Source organism: Streptomyces sp. NPDC054956 (assembly GCF_053609185.1).
The window spans coordinates 1-17,077 of sequence record NZ_JBSGXB010000160.1 but is presented as its reverse complement, the minus strand read 5'-3'; the positions used below and the strand labels follow the sequence as shown (position 1 = coordinate 17,077).

Genomic DNA, 17,077 nt, shown 5'->3' with positions numbered 1-17,077 from the left:
GGCCCCTTGCGTGCGAGTGCTGCGGATCGGGATCGGATCAGGCGTCGAGGACCTGTCCCTCGCGCTTCACGACGGGCGGTTCGACCGACCAGGGGAAGTTGACCCACTCGTCGGTCTTCTTCCACACGTACTCGCACTTCACGAGCGAGTGGGACTTCTCGTAGATCACGGCCGACCGGACCTCGGCGACGTGCCCGAGGCAGAAGTCGTGCACCAGCTTCAGCGTCTTGCCGGTGTCGGCGACGTCGTCGGCGATCAGCACCTTCTTGGCGGTGAAATCGATCGCCTCGGGGACGGGTGCCAGCATGACGGGCATTTCGAGCGTGGTGCCCACTCCGGTGTAGAACTCGACGTTCACCAGGTGGATGTTCTTGCAGTCCAGGGCGTACGCCAGGCCGCCGGCGACGAAGACGCCGCCCCGGGCGATGCTCAGGATGATGTCGGGCTCGTATCCGTCGTCGGCGATGGTCTGCGCCAGCTCGCGCACAGCCCGGCCGAATCCCTCGTAGTCGAGGTTCTCGCGCACTCCGTCACTCATGCCTCGTGCCTCACCTGGGTCCGGTGGAAGTTCTGGAAGGACCGCGAGGCCGTCGGGCCGCGCTGGCCCTGGTACCGCGATCCGTACCGCTCGCTCCCGTACGGGAACTCCGCGGGCGAGCTGAGCCGGAACAGGCACAGCTGCCCGATCTTCATACCCGGCCAGAGCTTGATCGGCAGCGTGGCGAGGTTCGACAGCTCCAGGGTCACGTGCCCGGAGAACCCGGGGTCGATGAACCCGGCGGTCGAATGCGTCACCAGACCGAGGCGGCCCAGGCTGGACTTCCCCTCCAGTCTGGAGGCGATGTCGTCGGGCAGCGAGATGACCTCGTAGGTCGAGGCGAGCACGAACTCCCCCGGGTGGAGGATGAAGGCCTCGTCCCCCTCCGGCTCGACCATCCGGGTCAGATCGGACTGCTCGGTGGCGGGGTCGATGTGCGCGTAGCGGTGGTTCTCGAAGACCCGGAAGAACCGGTCGAGACGTACATCGATGCTGGAGGGCTGCACCATGGACTCGTCGAACGGGTCGATGCGAACCCGTCCGCTGTCGATCTCGGCCCGGATGTCTTTATCAGAGAGAAGCACGTCCCGAGGATACGCAGAGCGCGCGGGCCGCCCCAATCGAGGCGGACGCCCGCGCGCCGGTGTCTCCCGCTGCCTACCGCTGTCTACCGCTTCGCGGCCGCTCCCACGGGCACGGCGTGACGCAGCCGCGCACAGCGCGGACACCGCAGCAGCCGACCCGGCCCGATCCGGCCGGCACCGAGGTGCTGCAGCGGGAACGAAGCGGTGCTGAATACGTGCCCTTCGGCACAACGGACGACGGTGTGCTCCATCGAGTCCCTTTCCCCAACCAGCCGTACTGCGACGAATCGCCACATTAGGGGATGAACAAGACCCACTCCAGCCGCCACTCCAGCCGCGGCCCCGCACGCACACGGTACGCCCCAACTCCCGCCCCCACGACCCTCCGTGCACGCCACACACGAAGGCGGCCCCGCGGTGAATTCACCGGGGGCCGATCATGGGGTAGGGTGAGGAACGATACGGCTCCAGGCAACTGGACCGATATGCGGATGTAGTTTAATGGTAGAACATGAGCTTCCCAAGCTTATAGCGCGGGTTCGATTCCCGTCATCCGCTCCACGACAAAGCCCCAGGTCAGCGACCTGGGGCTTGTTTGTTGTCCAGACCTCTCCTGCCTCGCCGTGCCCTCGATGCCCCAACTGGCCGGAGGGCGCTGCCCGGTGCTCGCGTCACGCATGACGGGCCGCGCCCCGCCCGCTGCGCTCGGGGAGGGTGGGGCGCTCCCGCCGGCCGCCTGCTTCGGAGCCGGCGAATACCCCAGCTAGCGAAACACTGCACCGAGCGTGAATCAATACCTGTTTCCGCGGGAAGAGGATTTAGCGGGCAACGCGAGGAGAGTTTTTGTCGCAGCACGGGAGTGTGAATATTCGACCCGCGCAATCCACTGCGGCATGCTACTGTCCATCTCGGTTGCAGTTTTGGTACCCAAAAACTTAGAGCACCTCCAACCGGCCTCCGCGCCGCATGGAGGTGCTTCATATTTCCGGTCAATTCCGGGCGGGGCATCATCGCGGCGACACGGTCTCCGCACGGCGCGGACTCCGGTGTACTGCCCCCAAGGAGATACGACATGGCTGCTGGCACCGTGAAGTGGTTCAACGCGGCAAAGGGTTTCGGCTTCATCGAGCAGGACGGTGGCGGCCCCGACGTGTTCGCCCACTTCTCGAACATCGCCGCCCAGGGCTTCCGCGAGCTGCTCGAAGGCCAGAAGGTCACCTTCGACATCGTGCCGGGCCAGAAGGGCCCGACGGCGGAGAACATCGTTCCCGCCTGACGCTGACGCACGTTTTGTAGCTGGGGCCCGCATCCCTCGGGGTGCGGGCCCCAGCTGCACACATCTCCCGCGGTGTTTCCACCCGCCGGTCCAAGCATGGGCTGCCGTCTCCTCTGAGCCGCACCCGAGCTCATCTCTCCGGTTTTCGCGTCCGTATGACGCCACCCCCATGACAAGCGTCCGTACCGCACATATTTCTCGCGGCCCGGATCCGCTTCCGCATTCCATTCGGCTCGTTCTCGCAATTCCCTGCGCCGATCTTCCGCTGCGGGAATTCCTTGATACGTGCCGTATCAAGGAAGGTTTCGCATGAATCCCACACGTAAGAACGAGCGCTCGTCCCGTACCCGCAGCCGCACCGGCGGCCCCGCTTTCGGCGCCGATGCCGGTTCGGGTCGGGTCAGCCGTTTCGGCTCTTCGTCCCCGAGCCGTTCCGGAGCCCCGAGCCGCTCCGGCGGTCCGAGCCGTTCGGGCGGATACGGCCGCCGACCCGCCGCGGTCCGGGGCGAGTTCGCCCTGCCGAAGACAATCACCCCGGCACTGCCCGCCGTCGAGGCCTTCGCCGACCTCTCCATGCCGGCCCAGCTGCTGACCACGCTCAGCCGCGAGGGCATGGTCACGCCGTTCCCGATCCAGGCCGCCACGCTGCCCAACACCCTCGCGGGCCGGGACGTCCTGGGCCGCGGCCGCACCGGCTCCGGCAAGACCCTGGCCTTCGGACTCGCGCTGCTGGCCCGTACGGCCGGCCAGAGCGCCGAGTCGGGTCAGCCGCTCGCGCTGGTCCTCGTACCGACGCGTGAGCTCGCGCAGCAGGTCACCGCCGCCCTCACCCCGTACGCCCGTGCGGTGAAGCTGAGGCTGGCCACCGTCGTCGGCGGCATGCCGATCCACCGTCAAGCCGGTGCGCTGCGCGCCGGGGCCGAAGTGGTCGTCGCCACCCCCGGCCGGCTGAAGGACCTCATCGACCGTGGTGAATGCCGGTTGAACCAGGTCGCGATCACCGTCCTGGACGAGGCCGACCAGATGGCCGACATGGGCTTCATGCCGCAGGTCACCGCGCTCCTCGACCAAGTGCGCCCGGAAGGCCAGCGGATGCTCTTCTCCGCCACCCTCGACCGCAACGTCGACCTTCTCGTGCGCCGGTACCTGACCGACCCGGTCGTGCACTCCGTCGACCCCTCGCAGGGTGCGGTCACCACGATGGAGCACCACGTCCTGCACGTCCACGGCGCCGACAAGCAGCGGACGACCACGGAGATCGCCGCCCGCGACGGCCGCGTGATCATGTTCCTCGACACCAAGCACGCCGTCGACCGCCTCACCCAGGACCTCCTCGACAACGGGGTCCGCGCCGCGGCCCTGCACGGCGGGAAGTCCCAGCCGCAGCGCACCCGGACCCTGGCCCAGTTCAAGACCGGACACGTCACCGTCCTGGTCGCCACGAACGTCGCCGCCCGTGGGATCCACGTCGACAACCTCGACCTCGTCGTCAACGTCGACCCGCCGACCGACCCCAAGGACTACCTGCACCGCGGCGGCCGCACCGCCCGCGCCGGCGAGTCCGGCAGCGTCGTCACCCTCGTCACCCCCAACCAGCGCCGCGAGATGGCACGCCTGATGCAGGCCGCCGGCATCACCCCGCAGACCACCCAGGTCAGGTCGGGCGACGAGGCGCTGAACCTCATCACCGGCGCCCAGGCACCCTCCGGCATCCCGGTCACCATCACCGCACCGGTGTCCGAGCGTCCCAAGCGCAGCACGGCCTCCCGCGGGCGCCGCGGGCCCGCTTCGGCCGCCCGGCGCGCGAGCGCGCGGCAGTCCGCCTTCGATGCGGCGGCCTAGAACCACGTGATCCGGAAGCTGACCCATCTCTGCAGGAGGCACCTTTTGACGCTGGTCCAGATGCAGCCCCGCTCCACGCATGCCGACCTCGTCCACCGGACGGTGTACGACGCCATGGAAGCGGCTGGTCCGCAGGTCTGCGACGACATGACCGTCGAGGTGGCCCTGGCCGTCATGACCGGCTCCCTCGCGAACCGTCTGCTCGTCTGCGACGAGGACGGCCTGTGCACCGGGCTGGTCACCCTGGCCCAGCTCACCGCCGTCCGCGAGAGCGCGGCGTACACGGACCGGCTCCGTGTGCGCGATGTCCTCGCAGAGCGCGGGCCGTTCACCTCGCCCATGACCCCGATCACCGAGGCCGACCACGCGATGCACTACCGCAGGCTCACCGCCCTGCCCGTCGTGGACGAACAAGGCGGCGCCCTGGGCGTCCTCGCCCTCGCCCGCTGAACCACCTCACCGTGGTCGGACCATTCCCCTCTTCACCCTGTGAGGCAACATGCGCTGTGTCATCGCCCGCTTCCCGTTCGACCTGACCAAGAGCGGCGTCCTGGAGTCCATGAAGGGCATCAAGCCCGAGCAGGTCATCGGCGAGTCCGTGATCATCGGCCGACGCACCTACCCCGTCAAGCAGGTCGGCCAGGTCATCACCCGCCAGGACCGCCGCGACTTCAGCGTCGGCGAAGTCCTCCGCGCCATGACCCAGCTCGGGTTCACCTGCCGCGGCAGCCTCCCCCGAACCGCCGTGGCCACGCGCATGCCCAGCCCCCTTCAGCGGGCCTCCGCGATGCTCGGCACCCCCGTGACCGCCTGACCGGTGGGCCCGGCGCATGCCGCCACCCGGACAGCGAAGAGGGCCCGACCGGCACGCGCCGCTCGGGCCCTTCCGCGTACCCCCACGCAAGCGCAGAGGGGTAGCGGTGATGTCCGGGCGGCTTGGCGCGCCCGTCCGTGTCCGCCTTGCCTGCCCGGTCGTTGCGTCCTGACCCACACCTGTTCGACCTGACGGGACCCGATTACCTGATTGAGGCGGACTTAAAAATCTATCCTGGCCAGAGTAGACATTGGACTGTGGCGTGGTTATGGTTTCTCTCGTAGCCCAGAGAGACAGCAGGGCCGGGCAGAGACGAACTGCCGGGCAGCAGTACGTGTAGGTGCAGTACCTGTAGGCGCAGTACCCAGCAGTGAAGTCAGTCAGAAGTACCTCGGTGAAGGCGTCGGCTGCGGGCGCGCGCACCGGGAAGTTCGGCAGTGGGGTTCCAAGCCAGAGCAGACGCAGGATGGGCGACGGGGCTGGCTGCCGGAGAGTGGCGCTGTCGCAGGCCGCTGAGCAGTTCGCATCACCAGCAGTACGCAGTCCCCCGTTTGGTAAGTGATCGGTTCCATCAGAGGGAAGAACGGAGGAGTTGACCGCCATCAGGATCGCCCGGGTCGAAGGCTGAGCCCGGGTACCGCAGGACATCGATAGCGAGGTGGTCTCCGGTCAAGCAACCGCGATCCCCGCGACCCCGGCCGAGTGCAGGTCGGACCCGCGGAAACAGAAGGCCGACGCAGTACTAGGGTCGGCAGATGGTGTAGCAGTTCCTTCGGGGCCCTGGTGCCGTACGGCACCAGGGCCCCTCCACGCGTTCACAGAAAGAGGTGCAAATGACAGCACACGACTCGTTCGACGATCGTCTCGACGACGACGACTACCCCGCCTACACCATGGGCCGGGCCGCCGCCATGCTCGGCACGACCCAGAGCTTCCTCCGCGCCATCGGAGAAGCCCGCCTCATCACCCCGCTCCGCTCGGAAGGCGGCCACCGCCGCTACTCCCGCTACCAGCTGCGCATCGCCGCCCGCGCGCGAGAGCTCGTCGACCAGGGCACCCCCATCGAGGCCGCTTGTCGCATCGTCATCCTCGAAGACCAGCTCGCGGAAGCCCAGCGCATCAACGCCGAATACCGCCGCACCGCCGAAACACCCCATCCACCAGCCGCAGTGTGACGACCGCGCCTACGCACCAAGGACGCCGCGGGCCGGGGTGTTTCACAGCGGGAGCGACCACAGCTGTGTGCGGGTAGCTCATCGCGGCCTTCCCCGAGTCGCTGCCAGCTTCGCGGGGGAGGGCGTCCGCGCGTTACGCGGGCACCCCGTTTCGACGCGGCCGCCCTCCCCGCCGCTCCGGGCTTCCCCGCCCCGGCACAGAAGCAGGACGTCGACCGGGCCTGCACTGCTCCACCTCGCGGGTGGGGGCGTTACGTCGGAGCGTCCGTTGCCTGCTCGGCCTCGTCGGGGCGGGGTTGCACTCGGGCCAGGGCCTGTTGCACCGGTCGCAGGTTCGGTACGCCCGCCTCGGTGAAGAAGGTCCGGGCCCTCAGGAGGCGCTCCCGTGCCGTGGTCAGGTCGCCGAGGCCTTCCGCGGCCTGGCCCCAGGCCATCATGATGCGGGCGCGGTACTGGTTCGAGCCGGAGTCCTCCATGACGGTCCATGCGGCACGGGCGAGTTCGAGCGCCTCGGACGCGCGGCCGGCGCGGGTCAGGGCTTCGGCGAGATCCACGCGGCTCATCGCCAGCACGGGAGGGTCGGACAGCCGCGCAGCCAGTTCACAGGCCCGTTCCAGCGCGTCGACCGCCTGACCGGTGTGGCCGGCCGCGTGGTGCGCCGACCCCAGGAGCCTCTGGGCCAGGGCCTCGCTGCGGAGGTTCCCCGCCCGGTGGTCGAGCTCCACCGCCTGCCGCAACGTCTCGATCGCTTCGCCGAACCGGCCCAGGGCGCGCGAGGCCATCCCCACGAGCTGGAGCGCGGCGGACTCGGCGAGTTCGTGCCCCGCGGCCCGCGCCGCGGCCAACGCGGCCCTGCCCTCCCGAAGGGCCTCCTGCGACCGGCCGAGGTTGTGGAAGGCGACCCCGCGCCGGTGGTGCATACGGGACTTCGCGGCTTCGTCACCGCACCTGTCCGCCGCCTCGACGCCCATGCCGTAGGCGTCGAGCCAGTCCTGGAAGTGCTTGCGGTACAGGAACAGCGAGAACATCGCCTCGCACAGCTGCCAGACCAGCCGGTCCGCACCGAGCCGGCTCGCCTCCCGCAACACCGCCATCAGGTGCGGGAGTTCGGACTCCAGGTGGTCCAGCGCCTCGATGCCGGTCGCGAAGACGGACACCTCCCCGGCCGCCTCCTCGGCCTCCTCCCCGGCGTCGCGCCCGTACGCCGGACCCACGTGCCATTCGCCGGGCATGACCACACGGTCGGCCGCCACCGCCACGGCCAGATAGTGCTCCGCGATCCGCTCGAGGACGGCACGGGCCTCGGCCTCGCCCCCCTCCGCCGCCGCACACCCCTGGGCGTGCAACCGGACCAGGTCGTGGAAGCGGTGGCGGTCGTTCGCCCGGTCCTCCAGCACGCTGGCGTCCACCAGCGACTCCAGTACCTCGGCGGTTTCCTCGAGGGACAGCTCCACCGCCGCGGCGGCCGACCCGAGTCCGAAGTCGGGGCCGGGGTGAAGGGCCAGCAGCCGGTACGCACGGGCCTGCCGCGCGGACAGCCCTTCGTACAACACGTCGAACACGCTCGTCACCGAAAGCCCCTCGTCGACCGAGAGCGCCGCCAGCCGCCGCTGTTCGTCGGCCAGTTCGCGCACCACCCGGGCGACCGGCCAGCGCGGACGCGACGCGAGCCGAGCGCCCGCCACGGACAGGGCGATCGGGAGCCGGCCGCACAGCCTCGCCAGGTCCCCGACCTGCTGGCCCTCGGCGTCCCCTCTGGTCCGGCCCACCGCACGGACGAGCAACTCCACCGCATGCTCCTGCGACAGGGCCGCGACCTCGACCAGCGAGGCACCGCGGGCCAGCACCCCGGCCAGCCGCAGGCGGCTCGTCATCAGGACCATGCCATCGGCGGAGCCCGGCACGAGAGGGGCGACCTGGGCAGCGGAGGTCACGTTGTCCAGGAGCACCAGCAGCCGCGCCCGCGCCGTCAACGACCGGTAGAGCGCGGCCTGTTCCGCCGCGTCGGCCGGCACCTGCTCCGGTGCCGTGCCCAGCGCGCGCAGGAAGCCGCCCAGCACCTGCCCCGGCTCCACCGGCCCTTCCCGCCGGAACCCGCCGAGGTCCGCGTACAACTGGCCGTCCGGGAAACGCTCCGCCGCGCGGGTGGCGGTTGATGGACGTGCACGCCACCGTGGATCGTCCCGGCCTGCACGTTCGCCCCGAACGACCCACCGGAAATCGTGTTGGCCACCGCGGCCCCGGTCCCCTCCGGCGCTCCAGTGACATCCAGCTGCCCCGCGCCCCGCTCCCCCACGCCCCGCTCCCCCCGGTCACCGCCGAGCCGGCAACCGCCGACCGGGCAACTCGCTCTTCGGACCCTACGCGGAGGCCGCGACACCCGGCGGTGAAACCCGGGCCCCGGCCTGATCCGAAGGAAGGGCCCTAAGCACGGTCCCGCGGGCTCAGCCCGTCCTCGCGCACCCGCAGGGCCAGGTCGATCTTGGTGTAGGTCGGGCGGCCGGCCTGCTGGTACTTCTCCTTGACCCGGTCCAGGTAGTACTTGGCGGTGTTCGGGCTGACGCCCGCCCGGCGGGCCGTGGCCTTCAGCGTGAGCCCGGAGGCGTAGTCCAGCAGGACCTGGAGCTCGCGCGGTGCCAGCGTCGGCCGGGCCGGGCCGGTGTCGTGCGCCCAGGCGAAGGCCAGCTCGGCGGAGTGCGCCGTACCGCCCCCGGCCACCGTCTCCACGGCGCCCACGAGCGTCTCCAGGGAGTGGTCCTTGGTGAGGTAGCCGTCGGCCCCGGCCGCCACCGTGCCGACGATCCGGGCCCGGTCCGCGACCGTACTGATCACCAGCACCCGGCTGCCCGCCGCGCACAGCCGCCGGACGTTCTCCTCGGGGACCGAGCCGTCGCGCAGCACCAGGTCGAGCAGGACCACGTCGGCGGGCCGGCCGGCCGCCGCGAGCAGTTCGTCCACCGTCTGCACCGCGGCCAGCAGCCGTAACCGCTCCACCCCGGTCAGCCAGGAACGCAGGCCCTCGCGCAGCATCCGGTCGTCGTCGACCACGGCCACCGTGATCACGCGGGCCACCGCAGCTGCACGCTGGTGCCCTCGCCGGGGGCGCTGTCGACCTCGGACCGGCCGCCTATCTCGGCCAGCCGGGCGTGGATGGAGCGCCGCAGCCCGGACCCGGAGCCGTCCGGCGCGCCGCTCCCCGGGGCTCCCGGATCGAAGCCGGCGCCCCGGTCCACCACCGTGACGGACACGCCCTCGCCCTCCCCGACGGCCGTCAGGAAGGCCCGTCCGGTCGCGGCGTGGCACCGTACGTTGTTCAGGGCCTCGGACACGGCGGCCGCGAGGGCGGTGGCCACGGGGCGGGGCACCGCCGGCAGTTCGTGGTACTGGGCGGTGACCTTCAGGCCCAGGCACTCGGCCGAGTGCACCGCCTCCTCCAGCGCCGCCCCGACGGCCACCTCGCGGGCCTCCGCACCGGCGGCCTCCGGGTCGTCCTCGCGCTGGATCAGCCGCCGCAGGTACGCGGCCTCGCGGGCGCACCGCTCGCGCACCAGGGGCGCGTTGGCGTCCACGCGGCCGGCGGCGATGGTGGTCAGCGTGGCCAGCACCGTGTCGTGCAGGGCCCGGTGGTGGGCGATCCGTTCCGCCTGCCGGGCCCGCGCGGCCTCGGCGGTCAGCGCCCGCGCCTTGGCCTCGTCCAGCTGGGTGCCCTGGCGGCGCAGGTACCACCAGAAGACCCTGGCCATCACGGCCGAGGAGACCATCGAGTTGAGGTGTCCGACGAGCGCGGACCCCGGGGCCGCCTCCGGCCCGATCACCCACAGGTACGCGGCCAGGGTGGCGCCGAGCAGGAGCAGTACGGCCCCCACGGCCGGCCGCGGTGCCAGAGCGACTCCGGCGGACGCGCTCACCGAACCGCCCAGCAGGAACAGCCAGCCGTACACGGCCGCTTCGGAGCCCCCGGGCACCCAGCCGCCGCCCGCCCGCGCGCCGGTCACCAGGCACATCAGCAGCGGCACCGAGCACCCGGTCACCACTACGTCGGCCCACACCCAGCGCGGGTCGAACCAGCCCCGCGCGTACGCGTTCCCGTACAGCCACGCGCTGGACGCGAGGATCGCGCCGAACACCGCCCAGGGGAGGACCTCGTCCGGCGCCTTCCGCAGCACGGCGGCGAAGCCCGCCGTCAAGTGGCTGGCCCGGTACAGACCGGTCGCCAGCATCATGAACCGCTGGGCACGCTGCAGCCCCGAGCCCACCCTCACCACAGCCTCCGCAGTGAACACACCCCCCTGAAAGGGTGGGTACCGGAGGTTCAGTGGATCTCGGTAGCTTCTGCGGCGTCAAGCTCGTCCCCGGTCAGTTGTTTCCAGTCAGGAGAGAACGTGGCGCAAAAATTTCGCCGGCTCGGCAGCGGGGTCATAGCCGCTCTCACGGCGCTGTTCGTCATGATGCTGCCCGCGTCCGCGCAGGCCGCCGAGAACCCGACGATCCGCTACAGCACCACCCCGTACAACGCGCCCATCTACGAGATCCGGGCCGGGTACAGCTGGCAGTGCCTCGACATCCGGGGCGGAACCACCAACGCCGGTGCCATCATCCAGCGCTACGACTGCAAGGGCGCGCTGCACCAGCGCTTCACCTTCCACAGCCTGGGCAACGGCAACTTCGCGATCGGCACCTTCGGCGGCGCGCGCTGTCTCGGCGCGCAGGGCGGAGCGGCCTACCAGGGCGTTTCCCTCATCCAGACGGACGGCTGGGGCTGCGCCACCTTCACCTGGATCTTCCAGGGCGGTGAGAAGGGCGACCACTGGGAGATCCAGGAGGTGGGCTCCGGGCTCTGCCTGAACGACACCGGCCGCCGCTCGCCCGTGGTGTTCGGCGCCTGCAACGTCTCCGGTGTGCCGTGGCCCAGCATCTGGGTGCCGCGCTTCGACCGGTACTACAACTTCTCCCAGATCGGCGGCTAGCGGCCCCGCACGCATCCGCTGCACCCCCGCGCGGGCCCGGTGTTCAGCTGCCGGTGTCCGTGCGGGCGGCGTACTTCCCGCCGCGGGACCGTGAGCCGTCGAGTCGCCACGAAGTGCCCCGGTGGCGGGGGCCTGGGATAGTGGGGGAGAGACCCGGGTCCGTACGGGAGCCTTCCGCTCCCCTACCCGGCACCGACCGCACCGCGGCGAGGCGACCGATCGCCGTGGCCGCTCCGTCGGCAGCGCTCGTCGGCGCCATCGCCGCCCATCGGCGCACTGATCCTCCACAGCCCGTGCGGGAGAGCGCACGGCTGATCGCGGCCGCAGAGAGCCGCTCCTCGCCCGCCCGGCCGCGGCCGGGCGAGGTCACGGAGGAACGGCCGTCGGCCGGGTGAGCCGGGTGAGCCGGGTCGAGACCATCACCGATCCAGATCCGTGAGAGGGGCAGCCATGTCGCTCACCCGTTCCCGCCGCATCCGCAACCGCACTCGGGGAGCAGCGGTCGGCGCCGCCTGCGCCTTGCTCGCCGTCGTGGGCGTCAGCAGCGCCGGCGCCGCACCCGTATCCGCACCCGCCGGCTCGTCGGTCGTGACGGTGGAGGGTACGGAGGTCCACATCAAGGACTTCAAGTTCGTCCCCGCGGACGTCAAGGTGTCGGCCGGCGCGAAGGTCACCGTGATCAACGAGGACTCGGCTCCGCACACCCTGACCGCCAGCGACGGCTACGCCTTCGACACCGGCACGATCTCGCCCGGCGCGACCGGCACCTTCACGGCGCCGTCCAAGCCCGGCAGCTACCCCTTCTTCTGTTCCGTGCACCCGGAGATGAAGGGAACGCTCGTCGTCGGCTGACGCGTCACATGTCCACGAACACGCCCAGCCGGTCCGTCACGATGAGCACCGCGGAAGAGGCCACCAGTACGCAGACGCCGATGCCGCCGAGTACGAGCGACACCCAGGGCATCGCCTTGCGCGCGCCGCCGGACCGCTCGCGCCTGCGCGCGGCCCAGAGGCGCCCGAGGAACAGGGCCAGGCCCGACAGGGCGAGGGCCGCGCCTGCGAGCTGCAGCAGCCTCAAGCCCCAGTAGACGAGGTGGAGGAGGACGAGAATCACCGCTGAGAGCATCAGCCCCATGGCCACTCCTCCTGTCCGTCGCGCGTGGGCGTGGGCATGGGCGCCGACGCCGACGCCGACGCCGACGCCGACGCCGACCGTACAACGGCCGGAATCCCCGCCGTCGGCCGGTCCGGCAGTGACCGCGGACCGGGCGGGCGCCCGTGTGCCGGCAGGGCGGGAAGTGCTGGTCAGGAGCCGGGAGGGGTAAGAAAACTCGGTGAACTCCGAGCCGTTGGGGGCTCGGACGCCTAGGATCGCGGCATGGCCCTGAGCATGCGTGACGTGGACCGGTTCGAGACCGCGAGGCCCCGCCTGGAGGCCATCGCCTACCGGATGCTCGGCTCGTCGAGCGAGGCCGAGGACGCCGTGCAGGAAACGTTCCTGCGCTGGCAGGCCGCCGACGTCGAGCGGATCGAGGTGCCCGAGGCCTGGCTGACGAAGGTCCTCACCAACTGGTGCCTCAACATGCTCACTTCGGCGCGCGCCCGGCGCGAGACGTACGTCGGCCAGTGGCTGCCCGAGCCGCTCCTCGCCGGGGACCCGATGCTCGGCCCCGCCGACACCGCCGAACAGCGCGAGTCGGTGTCGTACGCCGTCCTCGTCCTGCTGGAGCGGCTGACGCCCAACGAGCGGGCGGTGTACGTGCTGCGCGAGGCCTTCGACTGCCCGCACCGGGAGATCGCCGAGATCCTGGAGATCACCGAGGCCGCCAGCCAGCAGATCTACCACCGGGCCAAGAAGCACATCGCGGACGGCAAGGCGCGCACCGAGATCGACGAGGCCGCGGCCCAGCGGATCGTCGAGGAGTTCCTGGCCGCGGCGACCAGCGGCCGTACCGAACCCCTCGTACGCCTGCTCACCCAGGACGCCGTCTCGATCGGCGACGGCGGCGGGAAGGTTCCGGCGCGCGCGAAGGCGTTCGAGGGCGCGCGCGCGGTCGCCACGTTCCTGCGCGGCCTGTTCAAGCCCAGCGCGGCCAAGCGGGCCATCGTCGGCGGCGCGGCCGAGATCTACGCCACGACCGCGAACGGCGGGCCCGCCGTCGTGGCGGTCGTGGACGGCCGGGTCGTCGCGATCAGCTGCCTGGAGGTCACCGAGGACGGCATCGCCGCTGTCGTCCACCAGGTCAACCCCGACAAGCTCGTCCGCGCGACCGAGCAGTGGGCCGCCTCCCACCACGGGGAGACCCCGCTCCACACCCTCTGAGAACGGCGTGACGCAGGTCACATCCGAATCCTGTCAGGGAACCGGGGGCTGTCCGGTTCAAGGTGCGAAACCACGCCGGACACCGGCGGTCCCGCCCAGACAGGAGCACGGACATGCAGCACCGAATCGTCGTCCTCGGAGCCGGCTACACCGGTGCCGTCGCCGCCGGCCGCCTCGCCAAGCGGCTGCACCGCGAGGACGTGGCCATCACCCTCGTCAACCCCGAGCCCGACTTCGTCGAGCGCGTCCGGTTGCACCAGCTCGCGGCCGGCCAGGACCTCAAGCCCCGGCCGTTCGCCGAGATCTTCGCGGGCACGGGCGTGGAACTGAAGCTCGCGAAGGTCACCGCCGTGGACGCGGACCGGAAGGTCGTGACGGTCGCCGCCGTCGACGGCCCCGCGGTAGAGGAACTGGAGTACGACACCCTGGTCCACGCGCTCGGCAGCGGCTGGAACGACGGCGGTGTCCCCGGCACCGCCGAACACGCCCACGAGGTCGCGAGCCGCCCCGGCGCGCTGCGCCTGCGCGAGCGCCTGGCCTCCCTGGACGCGGGCCGGCCGGTGGTCGTGGTCGGCGGCGGCCTGACCGGCCTGGAGGCGGCGACCGAGATCGCCGAGGCCCGCCCGGAGCTCGACGTCGCCCTCGCCGTCCGCGGCGCCCTCGGCGACTGGCTCTCGGCGAAGGGCCGCGCCCACCTGCGGAAGGTGGTCGACCAGCTCGGCATCACGGTCCACGAACACACCTCCGTCAACACCGTGGAGGCGGACGCCGTGACGACCGCCGACGGCCGGATCGTCCCCGCCGCGGTCACGGTCTGGACCACCGGCTTCGCCGTCCGCCCGATCGCCCGGGCCACCACCCTGGAGCTCGCCGACGACGGCCGGATCGTGGTCGACTCCACGATGCGCTCGGTCTCCCACCCGGACGTGTACGCCGTGGGCGACGCGGCGATGGCGATGGGCCCGGGCGACAAGCCGCTGCGCATGTCCTGCGCCTCGGGCGTCCCGATGGCCTGGCAGGCCGCCGACGCGATCGCCGCGCGGCTCACCGGCACCGAGGTGCCCCACGTCGACATCCACTACGTCCAGCAGTGCATCTCGCTCGGCCGCAAGGAGGGCCTGATCCAGTTCGTCACCGCCGACGACCAGGCGCTCGAGAAGGCCCTGACGGGCCGCACGGCCGCTCGCTACAAGGAGCTGATCTGCAAGGGCGCGGCCTGGGGCGTCGCCCACCCGACCCTGGGCATGCCGGCCCGGCGCCGGCGCGTCGTACGACAGGAGGCCCGGGGCCGCGTACAGGCGGAGGCGGCGGCCTGACCTCCCCGCGGCCGGCCTCCCCGCGGCCTCCCCGCGGACGGGCATCCCTGGGGACGGGCGTGCTCCGCGAGCGGGCGCCGCGCCGGTCCGCGCTCGGCACCCGTGTGGCGTACGCACGCGGCGCGAGGTGTCGTACGCGTTCCTGGACTGCCGCGGGTACGGGGAGGCGATCGGCGCCGACGGCGCGTTCACCATGGACCCCGCGCTCGGGGCCGGGACCCTGCGGGAGACCTGGATGCGGTGGTACCCGAACGCGCGCCTCGAGGTGCTGCCCGGCACGGGCCACTACGCGCCGGAGGAGTCCCCCGAGGCCGTCGCGGCGGCCGTCGAGCGGTACCTCGGCCGCGGAGCCCCCGGCCCCGGCCCCGCCGACGGGTTCACCCCCGTCCGGTCCAGGTGATCGAGCCGTCGCAGTTGGCCTCGGTGAACCGGCGGGCCATCGAGGCATCGCCGGAGCGGGCCCTGGCGGCGGCTTCCTCGGCGAACCGGCGGCCGTCCGGATCCTGCGGCCCGTAGGTGGGGAGGACCTCTTCGAGGACCTTGAGCGCCTCGGCGGCCGACGCCTGGTCCCCGCGTCCGTACGCGTCCTCCCAGGAGCGGTACCAGGCACAGGAGTTGGCTATCTCGAGGATGACCCGCTCGCTGCCGGCCGGGGCCACGTCGCCGCCCTCGGGGGCGCTGTTCCCGGAGAGCCTGTTCAGGTCGGGGTGGTAGTCGGCGGGCCAGCTGTACGTCCGATAGGTCTGGCGCAGCGCGGTGTCGAAGCCCGCCCGGTCGAGGAACTCGACGCTCTGGCTTGGGCGTTGGGGCCTGGAACCGGCGTGCGGCCCGCCCGAGCAGTTGACCAGGGCGAGCAGGGCGGCGCCGAGCGCGCCTGCGACGGCAAGGGATTTCACGGCGGACTTCACGGTCGGGCCCTTCTCGGCGGGTACGGGAGATCGGGGTGGATCGGCTGCGCGGGGGTGGATCGGCGGCGCGGCAGGCGGATCGGCGGCGCGGCGGGCGGATCGGCGGCGCGGGCGCGGATCGGTGGCGCGGCGGGAGGCCGGGCCGGCGGGTGGCCCGGGCGGGGGAAGGACCCGGGCCACCCACCGAGGACCGTCGGGGAACGGTTATTCGTTCCACCAGAGGGTCCCGTTTATGGTGCCCGTGCCTCCCCCGCTCTGCACGGCGAGGCAGAATTTGGCGCCCGACTTGAAATTGGTCCCGAGGTGCTTGCGGTATTCCTCGGCGGTGGTGAACGTACCGCGGACGCTGCGGTCGGAGCACTTGTACCAGGCCAGCTTCATGGCTCCGCCGTAGGAGACCTTCACGTCGATGTTCGACCCGGCGACGTTGACCGTGCGTTCCGTGGTGAACCACGTGGTCGTGTTGGCCTTGTAGTCCACGGAGATGGTCGTCGACTGGGCCTGCGCGACCCCGGAACCGATGATCAGGGACGCCGCCGCCAGGGGCAGGACGAAAAACTTCTTGGACAGGCGCATTTCCGCTCTCTCTCCATTCTCTTTCCACACCGCGGTGGACGGGATTTCGCGTCCCGCCTCGTTCCGGGGATCAGCTTTCCGGGCGCCGGGGGGCGGTGGAAGAGAGGAAAGGTGACACCAAGCTCTCCCGAGCGTTTGATGTCATGCACAATGGCCTGCCGATCGGATGCCGAACCAACGGGGGTTCCCATGACAGCGCACCAGACGCACCAGACGGACCAGACGGACCGGACCGACGTCGTGGTCGACTGGAAGAAGGGCGACACCGCGATCCGGTGGAGCGGACCCTCCGGGGACGTCGCGAAGCTGTGCGGGCTCCCGCCGGAGGCCGTCATGGCCTGGCAGGAGGACGGCGAGACGCTGGTGCTGGTGGTGGAGGCGCTGGACTGCGCGCCCTTCACCCCGTCGGACAACGCGGTGGTCTTCCGGGCCGACGGCTCGGAGCTCTTCAGGCTGCGCCCGCCGCGCGATCTGCTGACCGATCCGGACGACGTGCACGGCTTCGGCTCCGCCTTCCCGCAGGACGGGCGGCCGCTCGTGATCATGGGCACGCGCAACGGCGGCGACTTCCAGGGCCGCATCGACCTTGAGTCCGGCGCGATCACGGACACCAACCACTGGCGCTGAGGCGCCGGCGGAACGGACGCGGGAGCCGGGCAACGGCGGCGGGGCCGCTGCGGTGACCACCACGGCCGCGGGCCGCGGGCCGCGGGGGTGGCAAACCCCCCGGGGCCCCCCGCCCGTGGCCCCCCCCGAGG

The 17,077-nt window shown here is 71.4% G+C and carries 19 protein-coding genes and 1 tRNA gene; 12 read left to right on the top strand and 8 right to left on the bottom strand.

Annotated elements, in window-relative coordinates; all coding sequences use genetic code 11:
• Positions 1-37: 37 nt before the first annotated feature.
• Together ACWGDE_RS23505 and dcd are read right to left on the bottom strand one after the other, a co-directional pair.
• Complete coding sequence (locus ACWGDE_RS23505) at positions 38-538, bottom strand: phosphoribosyltransferase (protein ID WP_453390975.1); 501 nt, start codon at positions 536-538, stop codon at positions 38-40.
• Positions 535-1,122: a dCTP deaminase gene (gene dcd / locus ACWGDE_RS23500; protein WP_254382356.1), complete on the bottom strand. Its 588-nt coding sequence runs from the start codon at positions 1,120-1,122 to the stop codon at positions 535-537. Before dcd ends, ACWGDE_RS23505 begins: the two co-directional genes overlap by 4 nt.
• Before the next feature lie 487 nt (positions 1,123-1,609).
• Here dcd and ACWGDE_RS23495 point away from each other — a divergent pair.
• From ACWGDE_RS23495 to ACWGDE_RS23470, 6 genes are all read left to right on the top strand, one after another.
• Positions 1,610-1,683, top strand: a tRNA-Gly gene (locus tag ACWGDE_RS23495).
• A gap of 511 nt (positions 1,684-2,194) precedes the next feature.
• On the top strand, positions 2,195-2,398 hold the full coding sequence (locus ACWGDE_RS23490) for a cold-shock protein (protein ID WP_453390974.1): 204 nt from the start codon (positions 2,195-2,197) through the stop codon (positions 2,396-2,398).
• A gap of 309 nt (positions 2,399-2,707) precedes the next feature.
• Positions 2,708-4,240 carry a DEAD/DEAH box helicase gene (locus ACWGDE_RS23485; RefSeq protein ID WP_453390973.1) on the top strand — a complete coding sequence of 511 codons (1,533 nt, stop codon included), beginning with the start codon at positions 2,708-2,710 and terminating at the stop codon, positions 4,238-4,240.
• Between the two features lie 45 nt (positions 4,241-4,285).
• Positions 4,286-4,690, top strand: coding sequence for a CBS domain-containing protein (locus ACWGDE_RS23480; protein ID WP_453390972.1), 405 nt, complete (start codon positions 4,286-4,288; stop codon positions 4,688-4,690).
• A 49-nt stretch (positions 4,691-4,739) separates the two neighbouring features.
• Entirely contained in the window at positions 4,740-5,054 is a 315-nt protein-coding gene (locus ACWGDE_RS23475; RefSeq protein WP_453390971.1) for an SCO5918 family protein, read from the top strand.
• A gap of 833 nt (positions 5,055-5,887) precedes the next feature.
• Complete coding sequence (locus ACWGDE_RS23470; protein ID WP_453390970.1) at positions 5,888-6,229, top strand: MerR family transcriptional regulator; 342 nt, start codon at positions 5,888-5,890, stop codon at positions 6,227-6,229.
• 251 nt (positions 6,230-6,480) lie between these two features.
• On the opposite strand, the gene ACWGDE_RS23465 is transcribed toward ACWGDE_RS23470, so the two are convergent.
• The 3 genes from ACWGDE_RS23465 to ACWGDE_RS23455 all read right to left on the bottom strand — a co-directional run bounded on the left by ACWGDE_RS23465 (position 6,481) and on the right by ACWGDE_RS23455 (position 10,491).
• Entirely contained in the window at positions 6,481-8,304 is a 1,824-nt protein-coding gene (locus ACWGDE_RS23465) for a tetratricopeptide repeat protein (RefSeq protein ID WP_453390969.1), read from the bottom strand.
• Between the two features lie 349 nt (positions 8,305-8,653).
• A complete protein-coding gene (locus ACWGDE_RS23460; RefSeq protein WP_453390968.1) occupies positions 8,654-9,292 on the bottom strand; it encodes a response regulator transcription factor in 639 nt (212 codons plus the stop codon).
• Positions 9,289-10,491, bottom strand: a complete 1,203-nt coding sequence (locus ACWGDE_RS23455) for a sensor histidine kinase (protein WP_453390967.1) — start codon at positions 10,489-10,491, stop codon at positions 9,289-9,291. The genes ACWGDE_RS23460 and ACWGDE_RS23455 overlap by 4 nt, the downstream gene beginning before the upstream one ends.
• Before the next feature lie 120 nt (positions 10,492-10,611).
• Here ACWGDE_RS23455 and ACWGDE_RS23450 point away from each other — a divergent pair, with 120 nt between their 5' ends.
• Together ACWGDE_RS23450 and ACWGDE_RS23445 are read left to right on the top strand one after the other, a co-directional pair.
• Positions 10,612-11,196, top strand: coding sequence for an RICIN domain-containing protein (locus tag ACWGDE_RS23450; protein WP_453390966.1), 585 nt, complete (start codon positions 10,612-10,614; stop codon positions 11,194-11,196).
• A gap of 450 nt (positions 11,197-11,646) precedes the next feature.
• Positions 11,647-12,048 (top strand): cupredoxin domain-containing protein, encoded by a 402-nt coding sequence (locus ACWGDE_RS23445; protein ID WP_453390965.1) that lies wholly within the window; start codon positions 11,647-11,649, stop codon positions 12,046-12,048.
• A gap of 4 nt (positions 12,049-12,052) precedes the next feature.
• On the opposite strand, the gene ACWGDE_RS23440 is transcribed toward ACWGDE_RS23445, so the two are convergent.
• Positions 12,053-12,331: a hypothetical protein gene (locus ACWGDE_RS23440; protein WP_453390964.1), complete on the bottom strand. Its 279-nt coding sequence runs from the start codon at positions 12,329-12,331 to the stop codon at positions 12,053-12,055.
• Positions 12,332-12,574: 243 nt separating this feature from the next.
• Between ACWGDE_RS23440 and ACWGDE_RS23435 the strand changes: the two genes are divergently transcribed.
• From ACWGDE_RS23435 to ACWGDE_RS23425, 3 genes are all read left to right on the top strand, one after another.
• Complete coding sequence (locus ACWGDE_RS23435; protein WP_453390963.1) at positions 12,575-13,519, top strand: RNA polymerase sigma-70 factor; 945 nt, start codon at positions 12,575-12,577, stop codon at positions 13,517-13,519.
• Positions 13,520-13,632: 113 nt separating this feature from the next.
• Positions 13,633-14,835, top strand: a complete 1,203-nt coding sequence (locus tag ACWGDE_RS23430; RefSeq protein ID WP_453390962.1) for an NAD(P)/FAD-dependent oxidoreductase — start codon at positions 13,633-13,635, stop codon at positions 14,833-14,835.
• A 127-nt stretch (positions 14,836-14,962) separates the two neighbouring features.
• Positions 14,963-15,235 carry an alpha/beta fold hydrolase gene (locus tag ACWGDE_RS23425; RefSeq protein ID WP_453390961.1) on the top strand — a complete coding sequence of 91 codons (273 nt, stop codon included), beginning with the start codon at positions 14,963-14,965 and terminating at the stop codon, positions 15,233-15,235.
• On the opposite strand, the gene ACWGDE_RS23420 is transcribed toward ACWGDE_RS23425, so the two are convergent.
• Positions 15,213-15,743 carry a hypothetical protein gene (locus ACWGDE_RS23420; RefSeq protein WP_453390960.1) on the bottom strand — a complete coding sequence of 177 codons (531 nt, stop codon included), beginning with the start codon at positions 15,741-15,743 and terminating at the stop codon, positions 15,213-15,215. The genes ACWGDE_RS23425 and ACWGDE_RS23420 overlap by 23 nt on opposite strands.
• 204 nt (positions 15,744-15,947) lie before the next feature.
• On the bottom strand, positions 15,948-16,319 hold the full coding sequence (locus ACWGDE_RS23415) for a hypothetical protein (RefSeq protein ID WP_453390959.1): 372 nt from the start codon (positions 16,317-16,319) through the stop codon (positions 15,948-15,950).
• A gap of 189 nt (positions 16,320-16,508) precedes the next feature.
• On the opposite strand from ACWGDE_RS23415, the gene ACWGDE_RS23410 reads away from it, so the two are divergent.
• The gene (locus ACWGDE_RS23410; protein ID WP_453390958.1) at positions 16,509-16,946 is read left to right on the top strand and encodes a hypothetical protein; all 438 of its coding nucleotides are present in this window, start codon (positions 16,509-16,511) and stop codon (positions 16,944-16,946) included.
• The last annotated feature ends 131 nt before the right edge of the window (positions 16,947-17,077 follow it).